The 18,872-nt window shown below is 68.2% G+C and carries 16 protein-coding genes and 1 pseudogene; 2 read left to right on the top strand and 15 right to left on the bottom strand.

Annotated elements, in window-relative coordinates; genetic code table 11:
• Nucleotides 1-57: 57 nt before the first annotated feature.
• Complete coding sequence (locus GY812_07240) at nt 58-2,199, bottom strand: DUF4185 domain-containing protein (protein MCP4435277.1); 2,142 nt, start codon at nt 2,197-2,199, stop codon at nt 58-60.
• A gap of 131 nt (nt 2,200-2,330) precedes the next feature.
• Nucleotides 2,331-4,586: a phosphoribosylformylglycinamidine synthase subunit PurL gene (purL, locus tag GY812_07235; protein ID MCP4435276.1), complete on the bottom strand. Its 2,256-nt coding sequence runs from the start codon at nt 4,584-4,586 to the stop codon at nt 2,331-2,333.
• A 143-nt stretch (nt 4,587-4,729) separates the two neighbouring features.
• On the opposite strand from purL, the gene GY812_07230 reads away from it, so the two are divergent.
• Entirely contained in the window at nt 4,730-5,137 is a 408-nt protein-coding gene (locus tag GY812_07230) for a hypothetical protein (GenBank protein MCP4435275.1), read from the top strand.
• On the opposite strand, the pseudogene purQ reads toward GY812_07230, so the two are convergent.
• From purQ to GY812_07210, 4 genes and pseudogenes are all read right to left on the bottom strand, one after another.
• Nucleotides 5,130-5,814 (bottom strand): annotated as a pseudogene (gene purQ / locus GY812_07225) (phosphoribosylformylglycinamidine synthase subunit PurQ). The gene GY812_07230 and the pseudogene purQ sit on opposite strands and share 8 nt — an antisense overlap.
• Nucleotides 5,814-6,068, bottom strand: a complete 255-nt coding sequence (gene purS, locus GY812_07220) for a phosphoribosylformylglycinamidine synthase subunit PurS (GenBank protein ID MCP4435274.1) — start codon at nt 6,066-6,068, stop codon at nt 5,814-5,816. Before purS ends, purQ begins: the two are co-directional and overlap by 1 nt.
• Before the next feature lie 54 nt (nt 6,069-6,122).
• The gene (locus GY812_07215; GenBank protein ID MCP4435273.1) at nt 6,123-7,007 is read right to left on the bottom strand and encodes a phosphoribosylaminoimidazolesuccinocarboxamide synthase; all 885 of its coding nucleotides are present in this window, start codon (nt 7,005-7,007) and stop codon (nt 6,123-6,125) included.
• A gap of 29 nt (nt 7,008-7,036) precedes the next feature.
• Nucleotides 7,037-8,593: an adenylosuccinate lyase gene (locus GY812_07210; protein ID MCP4435272.1), complete on the bottom strand. Its 1,557-nt coding sequence runs from the start codon at nt 8,591-8,593 to the stop codon at nt 7,037-7,039.
• A 20-nt stretch (nt 8,594-8,613) separates the two neighbouring features.
• On the opposite strand from GY812_07210, the gene GY812_07205 reads away from it, so the two are divergent.
• Entirely contained in the window at nt 8,614-8,922 is a 309-nt protein-coding gene (locus GY812_07205) for a hypothetical protein (GenBank protein MCP4435271.1), read from the top strand.
• 18 nt (nt 8,923-8,940) lie between these two features.
• Here the strand turns inward: GY812_07205 and purE are convergent, their stop codons facing one another.
• From purE to GY812_07160, 9 genes are all read right to left on the bottom strand, one after another.
• Nucleotides 8,941-9,447 carry a 5-(carboxyamino)imidazole ribonucleotide mutase gene (gene purE / locus GY812_07200; GenBank protein ID MCP4435270.1) on the bottom strand — a complete coding sequence of 169 codons (507 nt, stop codon included), beginning with the start codon at nt 9,445-9,447 and terminating at the stop codon, nt 8,941-8,943.
• Complete coding sequence (locus GY812_07195; protein MCP4435269.1) at nt 9,447-10,559, bottom strand: 5-(carboxyamino)imidazole ribonucleotide synthase; 1,113 nt, start codon at nt 10,557-10,559, stop codon at nt 9,447-9,449. The genes purE and GY812_07195 overlap by 1 nt, the downstream gene beginning before the upstream one ends.
• Before the next feature lie 68 nt (nt 10,560-10,627).
• Nucleotides 10,628-11,854, bottom strand: coding sequence for a phosphoribosylamine--glycine ligase (purD, locus tag GY812_07190; GenBank protein ID MCP4435268.1), 1,227 nt, complete (start codon nt 11,852-11,854; stop codon nt 10,628-10,630).
• Between the two features lie 2 nt (nt 11,855-11,856).
• Complete coding sequence (locus GY812_07185; GenBank protein ID MCP4435267.1) at nt 11,857-12,231, bottom strand: antibiotic biosynthesis monooxygenase; 375 nt, start codon at nt 12,229-12,231, stop codon at nt 11,857-11,859.
• 9 nt (nt 12,232-12,240) lie between these two features.
• Complete coding sequence (locus GY812_07180) at nt 12,241-13,521, bottom strand: adenylosuccinate synthase (GenBank protein MCP4435266.1); 1,281 nt, start codon at nt 13,519-13,521, stop codon at nt 12,241-12,243.
• A 69-nt stretch (nt 13,522-13,590) separates the two neighbouring features.
• Nucleotides 13,591-14,826 (bottom strand): hypothetical protein, encoded by a 1,236-nt coding sequence (locus GY812_07175; GenBank protein ID MCP4435265.1) that lies wholly within the window; start codon nt 14,824-14,826, stop codon nt 13,591-13,593.
• 137 nt (nt 14,827-14,963) lie between these two features.
• The gene (locus GY812_07170) at nt 14,964-17,480 is read right to left on the bottom strand and encodes an AAA domain-containing protein (GenBank protein ID MCP4435264.1); all 2,517 of its coding nucleotides are present in this window, start codon (nt 17,478-17,480) and stop codon (nt 14,964-14,966) included.
• Between the two features lie 100 nt (nt 17,481-17,580).
• Nucleotides 17,581-18,462 (bottom strand): hypothetical protein, encoded by an 882-nt coding sequence (locus tag GY812_07165; GenBank protein ID MCP4435263.1) that lies wholly within the window; start codon nt 18,460-18,462, stop codon nt 17,581-17,583.
• A gap of 21 nt (nt 18,463-18,483) precedes the next feature.
• Nucleotides 18,484-18,864 carry a helix-turn-helix transcriptional regulator gene (locus tag GY812_07160; GenBank protein MCP4435262.1) on the bottom strand — a complete coding sequence of 127 codons (381 nt, stop codon included), beginning with the start codon at nt 18,862-18,864 and terminating at the stop codon, nt 18,484-18,486.
• Nucleotides 18,865-18,872 lie beyond the last annotated feature (8 nt).

Raw genomic sequence — 18,872 nt, 5'->3', positions numbered from 1 at the left:
CGCGGCGACCCGTCGTCTGTGACGACACGTTGTCCGCGGCGAGAGGGCGTCCAGGGCTCAGGGCGCCGGGGTCACAACCACCGAGAACGGCACCGTGACCGTCACGTACTGCGCCCGAAGCGGTGCCACGGAGATCAGTTGGTCGTAGTAGCCGACGCCAAGCAGGCCGGTGGAGCTCAGCTTCGGCTGGGCCGTACCCGCGTAGCAGTAGTAGGCGACCCCGCCTGTGGTGTCGTTGCAACCCGGCAGGTAGACGGTGACCGGGTCGCTGAACGGCCCCACCGGAGTGTCGGCCACGCGCACCTCGACCCTGTCGGTGAACCCGGGCCAGGGGCTGTAGACCATGAGCCAGGCATTGTGTGCCGCGTCGTATGTGACGGTGAAGGCCGCAACGGGCACGGTTACGTCGCTGCCAGTGGGCGATTCGATCGGCGCAGCTGACGCCGCACTGACCACCCAGCTCGCGTCGCTGGTCCAGTCGCCGCCGTCCCAGTACTCCCAGTTGGCGGGAACTGTGCGGTCAACGAAGTCGACGCGACCCACGTTGCACGGCCCCCAGTCCGACGTGTCCGCCGGGTCGAAACGGCCGCACTGGTAGGTGTAGATCGTCGTTTCGTCGGCATCGAGCACGGCACCGCGGCCATAGGGATCCGTCGCGTCGAACAGGTTCGCCTGGGTCACCGCACCCGTGACGGGAGTGTCGACCGGCGGCGACGAGCTGTCGTAGTCCAGTTCCACCAGCGCCATGCCCCGCGCTTCGATGTCGAGGAAGTTCGTGCCGAGGCAGACCTTCGACGCGAACACGAGCACCTTGTCGGTCCCGCCGCCCTGGGGCACGGCCACCGCCGACTCCGGCCAGAGGGCCGCTGTGGGGAACTGTGCTCCGTCGCACATGCCGGGCGGGGGCGACACGAACTGCACGGGGTTGTTGCCGACCGTGCCGTCGCGGGTGACCGTGGGGGCACCTGCAGACGCCCAGGCGGCTGTGTTGTTGACGAAGTACTCCACGTTGCCCACGGAGTCACGGGCCAGGGTGTCGCCGAAGAACCACATCACCGAGCCATCGGACAGCTCGACGGAAACCCCGGCGTCGCGCTCGGCATCACGTAGCGGGTGCCCCTGCGAGGGCGCCACCCAGTTCTTGTCCGACGCAGCACCTCCCGTTCCCACCGAGAGCTCACCCACCACGGTGGATCCACAGATGAAGGCCCGGTCGCCGGTGACTCCGAACCCGCCGTTGACGTCGAGCCCGACCGGGCAGATCGTGTGCAGGCCCGCCTCGAGCCCGTTGATGGTCGTACTGAACACGCCACCGCTGACGGGCAGCGTGACACTTTGCGCGTCGGGGGTACCCGTGTCGATGTCGAGGCGCACCTGGAGCCCGGCGGAACCGTCGGGGTCCGACGCCTCGCCTGTCACCATGACCGTGCCGTGCGAGGCCGGCGTGACCGCGGTCAGCTCACCGACGGGCCGGCGTTCCTCGGTGGACTCGGCGACGACCACGGTGCGGCAACCGAGCAGCCTGTCCACTCCCGGACCCGCGTTGAACGTGGCCACACACACCTGGTGTGATCCCGCAGAGGTGGGCACCTCGACCTGGAACCCGGAGTTGGGCCGGCCGAACACGGTCCCTACGTCGGGCCGGTAGTTGGACGCCACGGACCGGTTGGCGAGTTGGCCGTCGACGTTCACGACGATCTCGGAGCTGCCTGCCAGGTTCTTGTCGAACACCCAGCCGCCGACGGTCACGGTGCGCGGCGCCAGCGAGGTGGCGAAGTCCAGGCTGCCGATCGGAGTTCCGTCGGACACTTCGATGTTGGCGCACCCGAGCAGCCGGTCATCGCCAACGCCGACGGTGTTGGGGGCCCACACGCATATGCCGCGCAGGCCCGGAGCGAGGCCGCTGAAGGTGTAGTCGAAACCATGGGCTGCGCCATGGCCGGGGTAGGCGGCAGCGATGTCGGACCGGGGGCTGTCGGCCACAACGTCGTGCACGACCCCTTCGGAGCCGACCTTGATCACGATCGGGCCGGCGGTCTCCGGGTCGAGTGCCCAACCGACCACGCGGATCGCGCCGCCTGCGTCGACCACGAGGTCGAGGCTGCCGATGGGAGCACCTCCGGTGGGATCGAACTGGCCCGGCAGCAGGCAACCGGTGGACACGAGCGCGAGCACCACAAGGGCCGAGAAGCCGCCCAATATGCTCCGCCGATGTTTCATTGCCTTGCTCCCACCTGGGCTCACACCCTCTCCAGAGGGCGATTCTGCGTACACAACAGGCTACGGACCACCATCTCGGCGATCCAGCCGGGCGCCGGGCCCGGCGGCGGTTACCCCTGGGTCGTACCCGAGCCGAGGGCGTCCGGCAGTGTGTCGCTCCACGCGCCGACCAGATCGGCAACGGGCAGGTCGAGCAGGCCCTTGACCGACAACGAGTCGCCTCCCGCCACGCCGATGCGCGAACAAGACACACCGGCTGCCTCGATGGTGGCGACGACCTCGGCCACCTGCTCCGGGTCGACACAGAGCAGAGCGCGCCCCGGCGCCTCGGAGAACAGCTCCACATGGTCCGCGATCCTCGCCACCGTGGCTCCGATACCCGCCGATGCACACATCTCGGCCAAGGCAAGGCCTACCCCTCCGGAAGCGACATCGTGGGCACCGAGCACCGCCGGATGGCGAACCAGGTCCCGCACGACAGCGGCGGTACGGCCGGCGGTGGCAAGGTCGGTCGCCGGCAGCTCACCACGGCCGCGGTGACCCCTTGTCGCAGCCCAACGAGAGCCCGAGAGGCCCGACGGGGCGTCGCCGACCAGCAGCAGCCGACCGCCGTCGACGAGTGTCGGTGGCGGGGGTGGCTCGTCGAGCGAGGCGATCACGCCGAGCAACCCGATTATCGGCGTGGGGTCGATATCAGAGCCGCGGGACTCGTTGTAGAGGCTCACGTTGCCGCCCACGCAGGGCACGCCGAATGCGTCGAGTGCCGCTGACAGTCCATCAACCGCCTCGGACAGCTGCCACATCACCTCGGGGTGCTCCGGGTTGCCGAAGTTGAGGCAGTTGACCATCGCCCTTGGCTCAGCGCCCACCACCGCGAGGTTCATGACCGACTCCACGACCGTCATCGCACCGCCCGCGCGGGGGTCGACCGCACACCACAGGTGGTTGCCATCGGTGGTGACCGCAAGGCCGCGCCCCGTGTCGGCACCCGTGGTGGGGTGCTTGAGGCGCAGCACGGCCGCGTCGGAGCCGGGCCCGGCGACGGTGTTGAGGAACAGCATGTGGTCGTATTGGGACCAGACCCACTCGGTGCCTGCGAGCATGGCGAGAAGGTCAGCAGCCGGGTCACCCGGATCGAGGCGATCAGCCGAGTCGGTCCGGCGCTGGGCAAGGTCCGCGGGCTCGGCGCGCGGACGGTCATACAGCGGAGCGTCGTGCTCGAGTGAGCTGGCGGGCACCTCCGCGAGCACTTCGCCATCCGGGCCGTCGAGCACCCTGAGCTTGCCACTTCCGGTCACGTCGCCGATGACCGTGGCGGTGACCTCCCAGCGCCGCGCGATGTCGAGCACATCGTCGAGCTTGGCCGGCTCCACGATGGCGAGCATGCGCTCCTGGGACTCCGAGGTCATCACCTCGAAGGGCTCCATGTGGGGTTCGCGCGCCGGTATCGAACTGACCACCACGTCCATGCCGGCGCCACCCTTGGCAGCGGTCTCAGACGTGGCACAGGTGATGCCGGCACCGCCGAGGTCCTGCACTCCCACGGCCAGGTCGCGGTCGAGCAGTTCAAGGCACGCCTCGATCAGCCGCTTCTCCTCGAACGGATCACCCACCTGCACGCTGGGGCGCTTACCGGCGTCGGCCTCAGAGTCCGAAAAGCCCGCTGAGGCCAGCACCGACACACCGCCGATGCCGTCGCGCCCGGTCGAGGAGCCGAGCAGGACCGCGAGGTTGCCCGTGCCTTCTGCCCGACCGAGCACCAGCCTCTCCGTTGGCATGGTGCCGAGGCACAACACGTTGACCAGCGGGTTGTCAGCGTAGGTCTCGTCAAAGACGGTCTCGCCGCCGACCGTCGGCACCCCGACGGAATTGCCGTAGTGGGAGATTCCCGACACCACACCCTCGGCGATCCAGCGCGACCTCGCGTCCTCGAGCGGGCCGAACCGCAGTGGATCCATGACCGCGATCGGTCGTGCGCCGACCGAGAAGATGTCGCGCAGAATGCCGCCAACACCTGTGGCAGCTCCCTGGTGCGGCTCGATCGCGCTCGGATGGTTGTGGCTCTCGATTCGGATGGCCACTGCGATTCCGTCGCCGACATCGATGACCCCGGCTCCCTCGCCAGGACCCACCAATACCCATGGGGCCTCCGTGGGGAAGCGCTTCAGATGGATCCGCGAGCTCTTGTAGGAGCAGTGCTCGGACCACATGACCGAGTACATGGCCAGTTCGAGGTGGTTGGGCGCGCGATCGAGGGTCGACGCAATCAGGTCGTACTCGTCATCGGTGAGCCCGAGGGCCCGGTATGTCGCCTCATCTGCTGCATCACTCGACATCGCGGCCAAACCTACAAGCCGCCGGGGCATGCATCAGACCACGTCGCATCGTCCGCTCGGGATGAGGACCCCAACTGACTCTATTGCCCAAATGGACCGCCGCGCATTCCGTCAATGGCGTTGACCGGGTGCGCCGCCTTGCATCCGCCGAGCGCGGGGATATATTCGCGACTATGGCAAAGCGACAGGTTTCCGATTCACACAAGAAGGCAATGGCCGCCGGGCGCGTCGAAGGTCGCGTTGTGAAGGCCTACCTCGAAGCACTCGAGGAAAACAAGCCCAAGCGCGGCCGTAAGCGCACACCCGAGAGCATCCGCAAGCGTCTTGATGGCATCGAAGCGACCATTGCCGACTCGGATCCGCTCAAGAGGCTCAATCTGGTGCAGGAGCGGATCGACCTCCGCAACGAGCTGGCCAGCACGGAAAACGCGTCGGAGTTCGCTGAGATCGAGAAGGCCTTCGTGGATGTCGCAGCCGGGTACAGCGGCCGCAAGGGCATCAGCTACGGAGCCTGGCGCGAGGTGGGTGTGCCAGCAGCAACCCTCAAGGCCGCCGGCATAGGTCGCGGAGCCGTCAGCTAGCCGGCCGCGACCGCCAGCGGCGCAGCCAGCAGCGAGCGCATCAGGGGGACGCCATCGGTTGAGCCGAGTAGCGGATGGCATGCCCGCTCGGGGTGGGGCATTAGCCCCACCACGTTGCGCCCCTCGTTGCAGATACCCGCTATGTCGTCAATAGAACCGTTGGGGTTGTCGACATAGCGGAACACGATCCGGTCCTCGGACCGCAGCTCGGCGAGGGTCTCCCCGGAACATGTGTAATTGCCCTCGAAGTGGTTGATCGGGATCGACAGCTCGTCACCAACAGTCGCCTCGGAGGTGAGTACCGAGTCGGTCGTCTCGACACGGATTCGTGCCTGCCCGCAGCGGAACTTCAGCCCTGCATTCTTCTGGAGTGCACCGGGAAGCAGATGTGTTTCGGTGAGCACCTGGAAGCCATTGCAGATTCCGACGACAGCCCCACCGTCGGCAGCGAGTGCGCTCACTTCGTCCATAACCGGTGAGAAGCGGGCGATGGCCCCGGGCCGCAGGTAGTCGCCATGGGCGAACCCACCAGCGATGACCACGCAGTCGGCGCCGCCGAGATCGGTGCTGTCATGGAACACCAGCTCGGCGGTTGCACCGAGCTGCTCGACAGCTTCCACGACGTCGAACTCGCAGTTCGTGCCCGGGAAGCGCACCACTGCGACCTTGGTTGCCATCAGGAAGCCGCCGAAAGGGTGACCGCAGTGTCTTCGATCACCGGGTTCGACAGGAAGCGGTGGCACAGGTCGTCGACCTCGGCACGAGCAGCCGCCTCGTCCGCGCCTTCCAGCGTGAACCGGATGCTCTTGCCCACCGCAACGTCGCTCACGCCGTCAAAGCCGAGCGCCGGCAGGGCACGTTCGATCGTCGCTCCCTGAGGATCGGCGATCCCGGGGCGGAGGGTCACTTCAACCACGACATCGAAGGTCATGGCCCAACATTGGCACACCCCGAAGGGATGCTCCGACAGGGCCCCTGACAGCGCTCAGGCGCCGGGCCAGTCGTGCAGCGAGAGGCCACAGATCTGCTCGTAGGCGTCGCGGTAGCGCTGCGCGGTCGCGTCCACCACCTCGGCTGGGAGCGCCGGTGGAGGTGGCGTCTTGTCCCATTCGAGGCCGTCGAGAAAGTCCCGCACCGGCTGCTTGTCGAAGCCGTGGGGAGTGGATCCGGGTGACCAGTCGGCAGCCGCCCAGAACCTTGACGAGTCGGGCGTGAGCACCTCATCGGCCACCACCAACTGGTCCGCGCCCGACTCGTCGGTGACGAAGCCGAGCTCGAACTTGGTGTCGGCCAGCAGGAAGCCCGCTGCTTCTGCCCGGGCGGAAGCACGCTCGAACATGGCCAGGCTCAACTCCCGGGCGGCTTCGGCCACATCGCCGCCCACCATCTCGACGGCGACATCAAATGCGATGTTCTCGTCGTGGTCGCCGACTTCGGCCTTGGTCGACGGTGTGAACATCGGCGAGGGCAGGCGCTCGGCCTCCGTGAGGCCGGCGGGCGCCTCCATGTGGTGGATCGTGCCGTTGCGGCTGTACTCCTTCCAAGCCGAGCCGGCCACGTAGCCGCGCACGATGCACTCGATCGGCAGCATCCGCGCCCGTCGGCACAGCATCACGCGCCCGGCCAACTCGTCGAGGCGTGCCGGCTCGGGCAGGGCCGCGAGGTCGGTCGACACCAGATGGTTGCCGATCACATCGGACAGCTCGTCGAACCAGAACGACGACATGGCAGTGAGCACCCTGCCCTTGTCGGGCACGGGCTCCGCCATGACCACATCGAACGCGCTCAGCCGGTCGCTCGCCACCATGAGGATCCGGCCGTCGCCGGCATCGAACAGGTCCCGGACCTTCCCCCGGTGCAGGTGCTCCAGGTCCAGCGGAGGTGTGGCAGCCAGCGTGCTCACAGAATGTCGCCCGCCTCGTACGCAGCGGCCTCGGGGAACTCGGCGGCGATACCTGCCACCTCCGACGCGAAGGCGGCGACCTGCGCGGGGGCACGACCCACGAATCGCACCGGATCCCCGATCGCCTCCCGAAGCGTTTGCTGGTCGAGACCGAGGCGGGGATCGGCGGCCAGGCGCTCAACGAGATCGTTCACCTCGGTGCCGTGCTCACGCATGTCGAGCGCAACGGCCACCGCGTTCTCCTTGATGGCTTCGTGCGCGGCCTCGCGACCCACGCCGTTTCGAACAGCTGCCATGAGAACGCTCGTGGTCGCGAGGAACGGCAGGTAGCGCCGCAGCTCGCGGTCGATCACGGCCGGGTATGAACCGAAACCCCCGAGCACGTCCAGCAGCGTCTGGAACACGCCGTCGGCGGCGAAGAACGCGTCGGGCAGCAGGACCCGTCGAACCACCGAACACGACACGTCGCCCTCGTTCCACTGCTCGCCTGCCATGCCCGCAGCCATGGTGAGGTGGCCATCGAGGATCACGCGGAATCCCGAGATCCGCTCGCAACTGCGCGAGTTCATCTTGTGGGGCATCGCGGACGACCCCACCTGACCCTCGCGGAACCCCTCGGTGACCAACTCGTTGCCGGCCATCAACCGGATCGTGGTGGCCAGTGAGGCCGGCCCCGCCACCAGGTGCACCAGCGCCGACACCACCTGCAGGTCCATCGAGCGCGGGTATACCTGACCAACGCTGCCGAGCACGTTGGCGAACCCGAGGTGTCGGGCGACAGCCGCCTCCAGCCGCTCGACTGCATCGACATCACCGTCGAGCAGGTCGAGCTGGTCCTGCTGTGTGCCCACCGGCCCCTTCAGGCCGCGCAGCGGGTACGTGTCGATCAGGCCCTGGAGCGCTCGATGAGCGACCAGCAGCTCCTGGCCGGCGTTGGCGAAGCGCTTGCCGAGCGTCGTGGCCTGGGCGGCCACGTTGTGGCTGCGACCGACCACGACGGTTTCTCCATGTTCGACCGCAAGATCCGCCAGGCGCACGAGTGCCGCCACCGAACGGTCACGCATCATCTCCAGGGACCGGCGCACCTGCAACTGCTCGACGTTCTCGGTGAGATCGCGCGATGTCATCCCGGTGTGTGCGTACTCGTGGCCGGCAAGGTCGGAGAACTCCTCGATGCGGGCTTTCACGTCGTGGCGCGTGACGCGCTCGCGCGCTGCGATCGACTCGAGGTCGACCTCGTCGACCACGGACTCATAGGCCGCTATCGCCTCGGTCGGGATGTCGACGCCGAGCTCGGCCTGGGCTCGCATCACGGCCAGCCACAGCCGGCGCTCCAGCACGACCTTGTGGTCGGGGGACCAGAGCTGCGTCATCTCGACGCTGGCGTAGCGGTTGGCGAGGACGTTGGGAACTGGGCCTGGTTCGCTCACACAGCCATTCTCGCCCAACCCGGCGACCGGAGCTGCCTCCGTCGCCACGCGACGGGTCCGCCGGAGGCTGCCGAATCCTTCAAGAACGCGCCACCGGACGCCGATCGGAGGGCATGGGATCATGCGTGCAACACCCGATGGCAGTGTCCGATCACGTTTGTGGCCGCTGTGGACACGAGTTCTGCCCCGAATGCGTGGTGTTCCCATTCGGCCTCGCCAAGGCTCCGCTCTGCATTTCATGTGCGCTGGAGGCGGGTGGCGTGCGCAAGCAGCACACGGGACGGCCACGGCTGGCGAACAAGCAGGTCAAGCAACGGCTGGCCGACAAGGCCGACGAGGCACCGGAGCCCCTCCCACCACCCGCGCCGACCGAGTCCGAGGACTCCGACGAGGCGTGGTTGGCAGGTGAGATCGATGCCGAACAAGCCGGCGGTTGGTCGAAGAGGTTCTGAGACCAGCAGCCGGTCGCGTCAGCGCTCCAGCCCGGCGTCCTGGTTCACCGAGTAGTCCACGAGCGACAGCCGGAACTGCTCCAGCGCCTCAGCCAACTCCGGGTCCGAGGTGCCGAGGATCCGCGCCGCCATCAGGCCGGCGTTGCGCGCCCCGCCGATGGCCATCGTGGCCACCGGGACTCCCCCGGGCATCTGGGCGATCGACAGCAGCGAGTCCTGCCCGCCGAGGTGCTTCGTGGGCACCGGCACGCCGATCACGGGAAGGGTCGTCAACGATGCGACCATCCCGGGTAGGTGCGCCGCTCCGCCGGCGCCCGCCACGATGACGCGCAGGCCGCGACCGGCGGCGTTGCGGGCGTAGTCGACCATCCTCTCCGGGCTGCGGTGCGCCGACACAACGTGCACTTCGTGGTCGATGCCGAACTCGGCGAGCGCGTCCGCGGCCTCTGCCATCACAGGAGCGTCGCTGCTGCTGCCCATGATGATTCCCACGAGGGGCTTGGTCTCACCGTCGCTGTCGCTCATCACCGGCCATCGTACGGGTCATCGCCGGCGAGCACAGCCGCCGCACGGGCTGCGGCCGCCCTCACGGCCTCGCGGTCGTCGCCCAGCACGGTCACGTGACCGATCTTGCGCTTGTCGCGCGGGGTCTTTGCATAGAGGTGCAAGTGCGCTTCGGGCACCATTTCCAGAGCGAGCGGCTGTCGGTCGAGCGGGTCACGACCCGCCTGACCGATCACGTTGGCCATCACCGCGACCGGAGCTGTGGGATCCGTGGGCCCGAGCGGCCAGTCGAGCACTGCGCGGATGTGCTGCTCGAACTGCGAGGTGGCGAACGCTTCGATGGACATGTGTCCCGAGTTGTGCACGCGCGGAGCGATCTCGTTGACCAGCACCTCTCCCCCGGTGACGAACAACTCGATTGCGAGCACGCCGACAGCACCTGTCACGTCCGCGACTGCGGTGGCCACCTCGCGGGCCCGGCTCGAGGTTGCCTCGTCGAGCGGAGCCGGGAACACGACCTCGTCGCACATTCCGTCCACCTGCACGGTCTCGAGCACCGGCCAGGTGCGCACCTGTCCCGACGGACTGCGAGCCACCAGCACGGCGAGCTCGATGTCCAGGTCGAGGCGTGGCTCCAACACGAGGGGGGCGCCCTCGTAGTCGGCCAGGAAGGACTCGATGTCGGCCTCGGCGAGCATCCAGACGCCGCGGCCGTCATAGCCCCCGCGCGACGCCTTGGCGACGAGCCGGCCGCCGTGTCGGGCTGCGAACCCCCGGCTCTCGCGGGTCGCACCCTCGAGGTCCGAGACAGGGTTCACCACCGCGAAGTCAGGCACGGGGAGTCCTGCCGCTGCGAAACTGCGTCTCTGGTGGGCCTTGTCGGAATAGGCCAGCGTGGACACCGAGGGCCGCACGGCCACGCCCTGCTGCTGCAGCACCGCGAATGTGTCGTGGTCCACGTTCTCATGGTCGATGGTCAGCACGTCCACGGAACCGGCAAACGACCTGAGCGCTTCGGGATCGGCCGCGGAGCCGGTCACGACATCCGATGCAACGCCGATGGCGCCCTGCTCGCCCTCGGCCGCCAGCACCCTGACAACGACGCCCAGCGGCGTCGCGGCCTCGGTGAGCATCCGCGCGAGCTGCCCACCCCCGACGATGCCCAGCACGGGTGCCGGGCCGCCGCGGGCGGAGCCGCCGCTCAGGACGCGGCCTCCGAGGCGATCAGCGCTATGTCGGTGCGGAACTGCATGCCGGGCCACGAGATGCGGTTGACCCCCTCCATGGCCCGTGCCCGTGCCGCTGCCAGCGTGGGCGCCCTTCCGGTCACATTGAGCACCCGGCCACCGGAGGTGAGAAGTGATCCGGACTCGCCGCCGACTCCCGCACAGAACACCTGGACCCCTTCGATCGACTCGGCCGCTTCGATTCCCTCGATCACATCGCCGGTGCGCGGGGAGGCGGGGTAGCCCTCGCTGGCACACACCACGGTCACAACTGCGTCGTCGCTCCAGCGGATCGTCTCGCCGAGGTCGCCGGCGGCGGCGCCGGCCAGGAGTTCCGCGAGGTCGCTCTCGAGTCGGGGCAGCACCACCTGCGTCTCCGGGTCGCCGAAGCGCACGTTGTACTCGAGCATCTTCGGCCCGTCGGCGGTGAGCATGAGTCCGGCGTAGAGCACTCCGCGGTAGTCGATGCCCCGGGCGCTCAGAGCGGCCAGCGTGGGCTCGACGAAGTCCACCATCACGGTGTCGAGCAGCTCGGGCGGCGCCGCCGGCACCGGCGAGTATGCCCCCATGCCTCCCGTGTTGGGACCGAGGTCCCCGTCGAGCGCCCGCTTGAAGTCCTGTGCTGGAGGTAGGGGCCACGCCTTGGTGCCATCGCACACTGCGAGCACGGACAGCTCCGGTCCGACCAGACCCTCTTCGATCACGAGGCGGCGCCCCGCATCACCGAACGCTGCGCCCGAGAGGTAGTCCTCGATCGCGTTGCGCGCCTCGGTGAGCGACTCGGTGACCACCACTCCCTTGCCGGCAGCGAGGCCGTCGGTCTTGACCACGAATGGCGGCGCCATTGTGTCGAGGAACTCCATCGCGGGCCCGCTCTCGGTGAACGTGCCGTGCGCAGCGGTGGGAACCCCCGCCTCATCGAGCAGCTCCTTCATCCAGGCCTTGGACCCCTCGAGCCGTGCGCCATCCGCGCCCGGTCCGAACACGAGTCGCCCCGCAGCCCGAAGGCGGTCGGCGAGACCGTCCACCAGCGGCGCCTCGGGCCCTATCACGAACAGGTCGGCCTGGACCTCCTCGGGTGGCGTGTCGACCGACCCAGGGATGCCCGGGTTGCCAGGTGTGACCACGACCTCGGCCGTGCGCCCGAGCACATCGGCGAGGGCGTGCTCGCGTCCGCCGCCGCCGACGACACAGACGCGCATGCTCAGGCGCCTTGAGCCGGGATCTGCTCGACGACCTCGAAGGACAGCAGTGAGGCCCCGGTGGAGACCGGCTTCTCGTCCCCACCCGGATGGCCGCCACCGGGGTGACCGCCGCCGGGGGCCGCTGCGTCGGACCCACCCGCATTGGCGTGGCCCTTCGCGAAATCCCGGCTCGACAACCAGCCCTGGAAGGCTTCCTCGCTCTCCCACTGGGTCACCACGAAGTAGCGGGTCTCGCCCTCGGTGGGCCGCAGCAGCTGGAACGACTCGAAGCCCGCCGAGTTCTCCACCGCCCCGGCACGAGCGGCGAAGCGCTTCTCCAACTCTGCACCGGCGCCCTCCGGCACCTCGATGGCGTTGATCTTCACGACACTCACTTGGCCTCCCTAGGCGTTGAAGTGGACGAACTGGTCACGACCCGGACCGACGCCGACCAACGTGATGGGTACGCCGATCTGCTCCTGGAGGAACTCCAGGTAGGTCACCGCGGCCGCCGGCAGGTCCGCTCGCTCACGCACCTGCGTGAGGTCGGTCTGCCACCCCTGCAGCGATTCGTAGATCGGCTTGGCCGTGTGCAGGTCGCTCTGGTGGTAAGGCAGGTGCTCGTGGCGAGTGCCGTCGACGTCGTAGGCCACACACATCTTGAGGGTCTCGAAGGTGTCGAGGATGTCGAGCTTGGTGATGGCCACCTCGGACAGCGAGTTGAGCCGTACCGCCTGGCGCATCATCACTGCGTCGAACCAGCCCGGGCGGCGACGGCGTCCGGTGTTGGTGCCGAACTCGTGGCCCCGGTCGACGAGCGTGTCGCCGTCGGCGTCGAACAGCTCTGTGGGGAAAGGTCCCGCACCGACGCGGGTGATGTAGGCCTTGGCGATCCCGACGACGCGCTGGATGTCGCGCGGGCCCACTCCTGCCCCGGTGCATGCACCACCGGCGACGGGGTTGGAAGAGGTCACGTATGGGTAGGTGCCGTGGTCGAGGTCGAGGAAGGTTGCCTGGGCGCCCTCGAACAGAACGTGCTGGCCGGCTTCGAGTGACTCGTGCACGAGCGAGACCGAATCGGCCACGTACGGGGTCAGGCGGGGCACGACCTCGGCCATGACCCGGTCCGCCAGTTCGGCAGGTTCGACCGGGAGCCGGTTGTAGACCTTGGCGAGCACTGTGTTCTTGTCGGCGAGCACGGCGTCGAGCTTCTCGCGGAAGATCTTCTTGTCGAGCAGGTCCTGCACCCGGATGCCAACCCGCATGGACTTGTCGGCATAGGTGGGACCGATCCCGCGCTTGGTGGTGCCGAGCTTGTTCTTGCCGAGGTACCGCTCGGTGAGCATGTCGATTTCCTGGTGGTACGGCAGGATGAGGTGGGCGTTGCCGGACACCTTGAGCCGCGAGCAGTCGACTCCCTTGCTCTCCAGGGTGTCGATCTCGGCGAGGAGCACGAACGGGTCGACCACGACGCCGTTGCCGATGACCGGGGTGATGTGGTCATAGAGCACCCCCGACGGCACGAGTTGGAGTGCGAAGGACTCGCCGTCGACAACCAGGGTGTGACCAGCATTGTGGCCGCCCTGGTAGCGCACGACCATCTGCATCTCCTTGGCGATGAGGTCGGTCAGTTTGCCCTTGCCCTCATCGCCCCATTGGGTCCCCACGACAACCGTTGCCGGCACGCGAAATCACCTACTCCGTGAAAATTGCGAACGGCCGATGTTAGCCGTGAAGCACGCTGTGCAACGACGTCAGCCCGCCGCACGGGCGCGGTCGTCGGCACCGACGAGGCGCTCCGGAGCGAGGCGTTCGAGAAGTGGGCCCAGGTGGCCCTGCGCGAGCCAGTCCGCCGTCATGGAGGCGGCGAACGGGAACCCGACCCACAGGAACCGGGGACTCAGGTCGGCCGATGCCAGCACCCACACGCACAATGCGCACACGAGGATGAATCCGACCGCCGCAGGCTCGGTCACGGCATCGAACCAGCCATCGGAGCGGATGCGCCCGATCAGGTACAGCAAGGCCGGCAGGAAGAGGGTGAACCCGGCTATCACCACTGCCACGAGACTTGGCGACAACGCATTGGAGATGAGAAGCGACAGGCGCGGGCTGGACCCCCAGCTTGCGTCGGCTTCCGGGGCGAACTGACCCCAGGCCAGCAGGGCGACGAGCGGGATGACCACGCAGGCGACGGCGAAAACACCGAAGCCGGAGCGCACAGCGGCGGGCCAGCCGTCGCTGCGGGCTCGCACCCGGGCCTGCGCGAAGCCCGCCGCGAGGATGACCGGCGCCATGAGCAGCACGGTCTCGCGGATCGGCACGGCGACCGCCACGAAAGCGAGGGCCCACCAGAGCCGGCGCGAGGCCACCAGCCACCAGGCGAACGTCATCGCAGCGAGGATTCCCGAGTCGGTCATGATCACCGACGAGGACATGAGGGTGTTCCACCCGACGGCGAACAGCGTGCCCACCACCACGAACGTGCGCGCGGACACCCGCTGGGCGCGCAGCGCGGCGAGCATCGCCCATACGGCGGCGACCATCAGCACGACATTGGTGATCGCCAGCGACGTCGCCTCACCGAACGGAAGCAGCGAGGCCACCCACGGCTGGGCGAATCGGGACACGTATGGCCGGTAGATGCACTCGGACTGGAGATCGGCCCGCTCGACGCCGCGGTACATCGCCACCATCGACATGTACTGCTCGTCGTCGACCGTGACCGGCTCGACGATCCGGCCGTCGTCGGTGATGTAGGTGCCGATCTGCTCGGTGCAGTCGGTGGAGACCTCGCGGGTCACCGAATCCGGGATCAGCTCCAGGCGTATTGGTGCCCAGTCGTAACGGGCGAAACGCACCGATGCGAGAAGCAACACGATGATCGTGAGCACCAGCCCGAGGCGCACGAGCATGCCGGAGGTCACGCCCCCCTTGGTGGCCTCGGCGCGGCTGCCGGCCGCCGTGTGTGCACCGCCCCCTGGTTCCACCACCCAAGCTTGGAGGCTTCAGGCAGCCGCTGCCAAGCCCGGTGCTCACCAATCGTCGTCCGGCATCCCGTCGATTCGTTCTACCAGGTCGCAGGTCCCACGGATTCGAGGGGTGCGCAGCGGCCCGCCGGCGGGTTTCAGGTGACGGTGAAGTCGCCGTCGGCCACCCCGAGGGTGACCGAGTCGCCTTCGGCGAGCTTGCCTTCGAGGATGCCCATGGCGAGACGGTCACCCACCTCGGTCTGGATCAGCCTCTTGAGCGGCCGGGCACCGAACGCCGGGTCGTAGCCGTCGTGTGCGAGCTTGGCCATGGCCTCGTCGGTCACGGTGAGCTCGATGCGTCGGTCGGCGAGCCGCTTGCGCAGCTGTGCCAGCTGGATGCCCACGATCTTCTCGAGGTCGCTCTCGACGAGCTCGCGGAATCGAACCATCTCGTCGACGCGGTTGATGAACTCGGGCCGGAAGAAGTCGCGCGGGTCGCCCGGCAGGTTGGAGGTCATGATCAGCACCGTGTTGGTGAAATCGACCGTGCGGCCCTGGCCATCGGTGAGGCGGCCGTCGTCGAGCAGCTGCAACAGCACGTTGAACACGTCGCCGTGGGCCTTTTCGACCTCGTCGAGCAGCACCACGGCATACGGGCGCCGACGCACGGCCTCGGTCAGCTGGCCGCCTTCGTCGTAGCCGACGTAGCCGGGAGGGGCGCCGATGAGGCGGCTGACGGCGTGCTTCTCCATGTACTCGGACATGTCGATGCGCACCATCGCCCGCTCGTCGTCGAACAGGTAGTCGGCGAGGCTGCGTGCCAGCTCGGTCTTGCCCACACCCGTGGGACCGAGGAACAGGAAGCTGCCGATCGGCCGGTTGGGGTCGGACAGGCCGGCACGGCTGCGCCGGATGGCGTTGGCAACCGCAGACACGGCGTCGTCCTGGCCGACCACTCGCTCGTGCAGCACCTCTTCGAGGCGAACGAGCTTGGCCATCTCGCCTTCCATGAGGCGGCTGACCGGCACGCCGGTCCAGCGGGACACGACTTCGGCGATGTCTTCCTCGTCTACCTCCTCCTTGAGCATCTTGCGGTCGGACTGGAGCTCGGCGAGCTCGGCGGTCGCCACCTCGACCTCGCGCTCGAGCACGGGAAGGTGGCCGTAGGTGATCTCCGAAGCTCGGCTCAGGTCGCCCTCACGCTCGCAGCGCTCGGCTTCGGCGCGGAGTTGCTCGGCACGCTCCTTGATCTCCTGGATCGCGACGATCCTGTCCTTTTCCATCTGCCAGTGGCCGCGCATCGAGTCGGCCTCCTCGCGGAGGTTGGCAAGTTCCTCGTCGAGCGTGGAAAGCCGTTCCTTCGAGGTGTCGTCGGTTTCCTTCTCCAGCGCGACACGCTCTATCTCGAGGCCACGGATGCGGCGCTCCACCACATCGATCTCGGTGGGCACCGAGTCGATCTCGATACGCAGGCTGGACGCCGCCTCGTCGACGAGGTCGATCGCCTTGTCGGGCAGGAAGCGGCCGGTGAGGTAGCGGTCGGACAGCACGGCGGCCGCCACGAGGGCCGGATCCTGGATGCGCACGCCATGGTGCACTTCGTAGCGCTCCTTGAGGCCGCGCAGGATTGCGACCGAGGCCTCGACCGAGGGCTCGCCCACGAACACCTGCTGGAAGCGGCGCTCCAGCGCAGGGTCCTTCTCGATGTGCTTGCGGAACTCGTCCAGCGTGGTGGCACCCACCAGGCGCAGCTCACCGCGCGCCAGCATCGGCTTGAGCATGTTGCCGGCGTCCATCGCTCCTTCGCCGCTGGCTCCGGCGCCCACCACGGTGTGCATCTCGTCGATGAAGGTGATGACCTCGCCATCGGATTCCTTGATCTCCGACAGCACGGCCTGGAGGCGCTCCTCGAACTCGCCGCGGTACTTGGCGCCGGCGACCATCGAGGTGAGGTCCAGCGCGACGAGACGCTTGTTGCGCAGGGAGTCGGGCACGTCGCCCTCAACGATGCGCTGGGCGAGGCCCTCCACCACGGCGGTCTTGCCCACGCCGGGCTCACCGATGAGCACCGGGTTGTTCTTGGTACGGCGGCTCAGCACCTGCACCACACGGCGGATCTCGCTGTCGCGGCCGATCACCGGGTCGAGCCTGCCCGAACGCGCCGCTTCGGTGAGGTCCTGGCCGTACTTCTCGAGCGCCTGGTAGGTGTCCTCGGGGTTCTGGGAGGTGACGCGCTGTGAGCCGCGCACCTCTGACAGCGCCGACAGGAGGTCTTCGCGCCCGATGCCCGGCAGGCGCTTGTCGGCGTCGCTGCGCTCAGCGTCCTCCGACACGAGGGCGAGCAGCACGTGCTCGGTGGACAGGTAGTCGTCGGTCAGTTCCGCGCGCGAAGCGTCGGCCGCTTCGAACAGCTTCGTGAAGTCGCGCCCGACGCGCGTATCGGTGCCGTAGGCGGTCGGGAGCTTCGAGACGGCCTCGTCCGCCCGGTTGCGCAGCTCCAGGGGGTCGGCGTCGAGCTTGCGGATGACCGGCAGCACGACGCCGTCGTCCTGGCGCAGCAGGGCGGCGAGGACGTGGTCGGGCGTAACCTCGGCGTTGGAGGCTTCCTTTGCCGCCCCCATGGCGGCATTCACTGCTTCCTGGGTCTTCAGGGTCCAGGTGTTGGGGTCAATCGTCATGGGTACATGATAGCAGAAAACTTGAGTGTTTGACACTCAAGTTTGGCGTGTTCCTGTCTGGGACCAACTGTCTGCGAGGGGTCTCAGGAACCGGTCAGGCCGAACCCCGCGTACGCCAGAGGGCCCAGATTGCGAGGCTGGCACCGAGGATCACGAGCACCGCGAGAACTACGGCAAATGCGTACGCGGTGGTGGTTGCGAAGCCCCACACCGAGGAATCGGCAGCGGTCTGCGCCGCCCGCTCGGCGGTCTGGCGGATGTCAGCGGAGGGTGACTGGCTCGTGCTCGGCGCCGCGGTCGTCGCCGGCGGCTCGGTGGTCGTCGTGGTCGTGGTGGTCGTGGTGGTCGTGGTCGCGGCCAGGTCCTCCAGCACGTTTACGGTCACGAACCACGCCATCGCGTTGGCACCCGCCGGGGTCAGGTGGAGCCCGTCGCCTGCTGTCATCCCGCCGCTGGCACTGACGGAGTTCCAGTCGAGTACCTCGGCGCCCGGGCGCAGGGCGAGCTCCTCGCGAACGACCTGATTGGCCGCCGGGTAGTAGCCGCGGACCTCGGGAATGGTCATCCAGTAGAGGTGGGGCACCCAGGCGGTGGCGGCCACCACTTCCTTGACCCGCTGTCGGTACGACTCGGGGTTGCCCGCGTCATTGGCTCCGAGCATGACCACGACCGCATCCGCGCCCTCGGTGAGGCGACGCGACGCCGTCACGGCACCGGCGGCAGTGGACCTCGATTCGTCGGCATCAACGACGGCCTGGTAGCCGGCCTGCGCGAACGACGCTTCGAGCTGGGGGGCAGCTCCGAGCATGATCGAGTCACCGACCAGCAGCACCCTGCCGGCGGGCGCGGCCTGGCCCTCAGCTGCAGCACCCGGGTCCTGGCGGGTGGCCGCGTCGGCGCGGGTGGCCGAAGCCGGCGCGGCCAGTGCCACACAAGTGACGGCGAGCGTTGCGGCGACGCCAAGCACCGTCGCCACCGACCGGGGGTGGTGCACCGGTCAGGTCCGTCGGCGTCGCTGGCCGAAGGGCACGACGGTCTGGCGCAACGGTACGAGGTCGCGCCTGTACTGGCGGTGGACTGACTCCACCTCTTTGGCGAGGGCCTCGCGGGACGCCTCGAGGTCGGCGCGTGCTTCGGCGAGCTCGGCCTCCAGTTTCATGACGCGCTTCACGCCGGCGAGGTTGAGGCCCTCGTTGGTCAGCTCCTGGATGCGGCAGAGCAATTCGATGTCGGCTTCGCTGTAGCGGCGACTGCCGCCGCTGGTGCGCCCGGGCGTTACAAGGCCCTTGCGCTCGTAGATGCGCAGGGTCTGCGGGTGGGCTCCAGCGAGCTCGGCGGCAACCGAGATCACATAGACGGCTTGGTGGAACTCAGGCATCGCTACAC

Source organism: Actinomycetes bacterium (genome assembly GCA_024222295.1).
In the GTDB taxonomy this organism is placed as follows: domain Bacteria; phylum Actinomycetota; class Acidimicrobiia; order Acidimicrobiales; family Microtrichaceae; genus JAAEPF01.
This window is presented reverse-complemented; position numbering and strand designations above follow the sequence as displayed.

Coding starts and splice junctions, on each gene's coding strand:
- GY812_07230 (MCP4435275.1), top strand. CDS start 4,730: ATGGCAAAGCGACAGGTTTCCGATTCACACAAGAAGGCAATGGCCGCC.
- purE (MCP4435270.1), bottom strand. CDS start 9,447: ATGAGCGACAGCGACGGTGAGACCAAGCCCCTCGTGGGAATCATCATG.
- GY812_07195 (MCP4435269.1), bottom strand. CDS start 10,559: ATGCTCACCGAGGCCGCGACGCCGCTGGGCGTCGTTGTCAGGGTGCTG.
- purL (MCP4435276.1), bottom strand. CDS start 4,586: ATGCCCCGGCGGCTTGTAGGTTTGGCCGCGATGTCGAGTGATGCAGCA.
- GY812_07160 (MCP4435262.1), bottom strand. CDS start 18,864: ATGCCTGAGTTCCACCAAGCCGTCTATGTGATCTCGGTTGCCGCCGAG.
- purS (MCP4435274.1), bottom strand. CDS start 6,068: ATGACCTTCGATGTCGTGGTTGAAGTGACCCTCCGCCCCGGGATCGCC.
- purD (MCP4435268.1), bottom strand. CDS start 11,854: ATGCGCGTCTGTGTCGTCGGCGGCGGCGGACGCGAGCACGCCCTCGCC.
- GY812_07210 (MCP4435272.1), bottom strand. CDS start 8,593: ATGATCCCATGCCCTCCGATCGGCGTCCGGTGGCGCGTTCTTGAAGGA.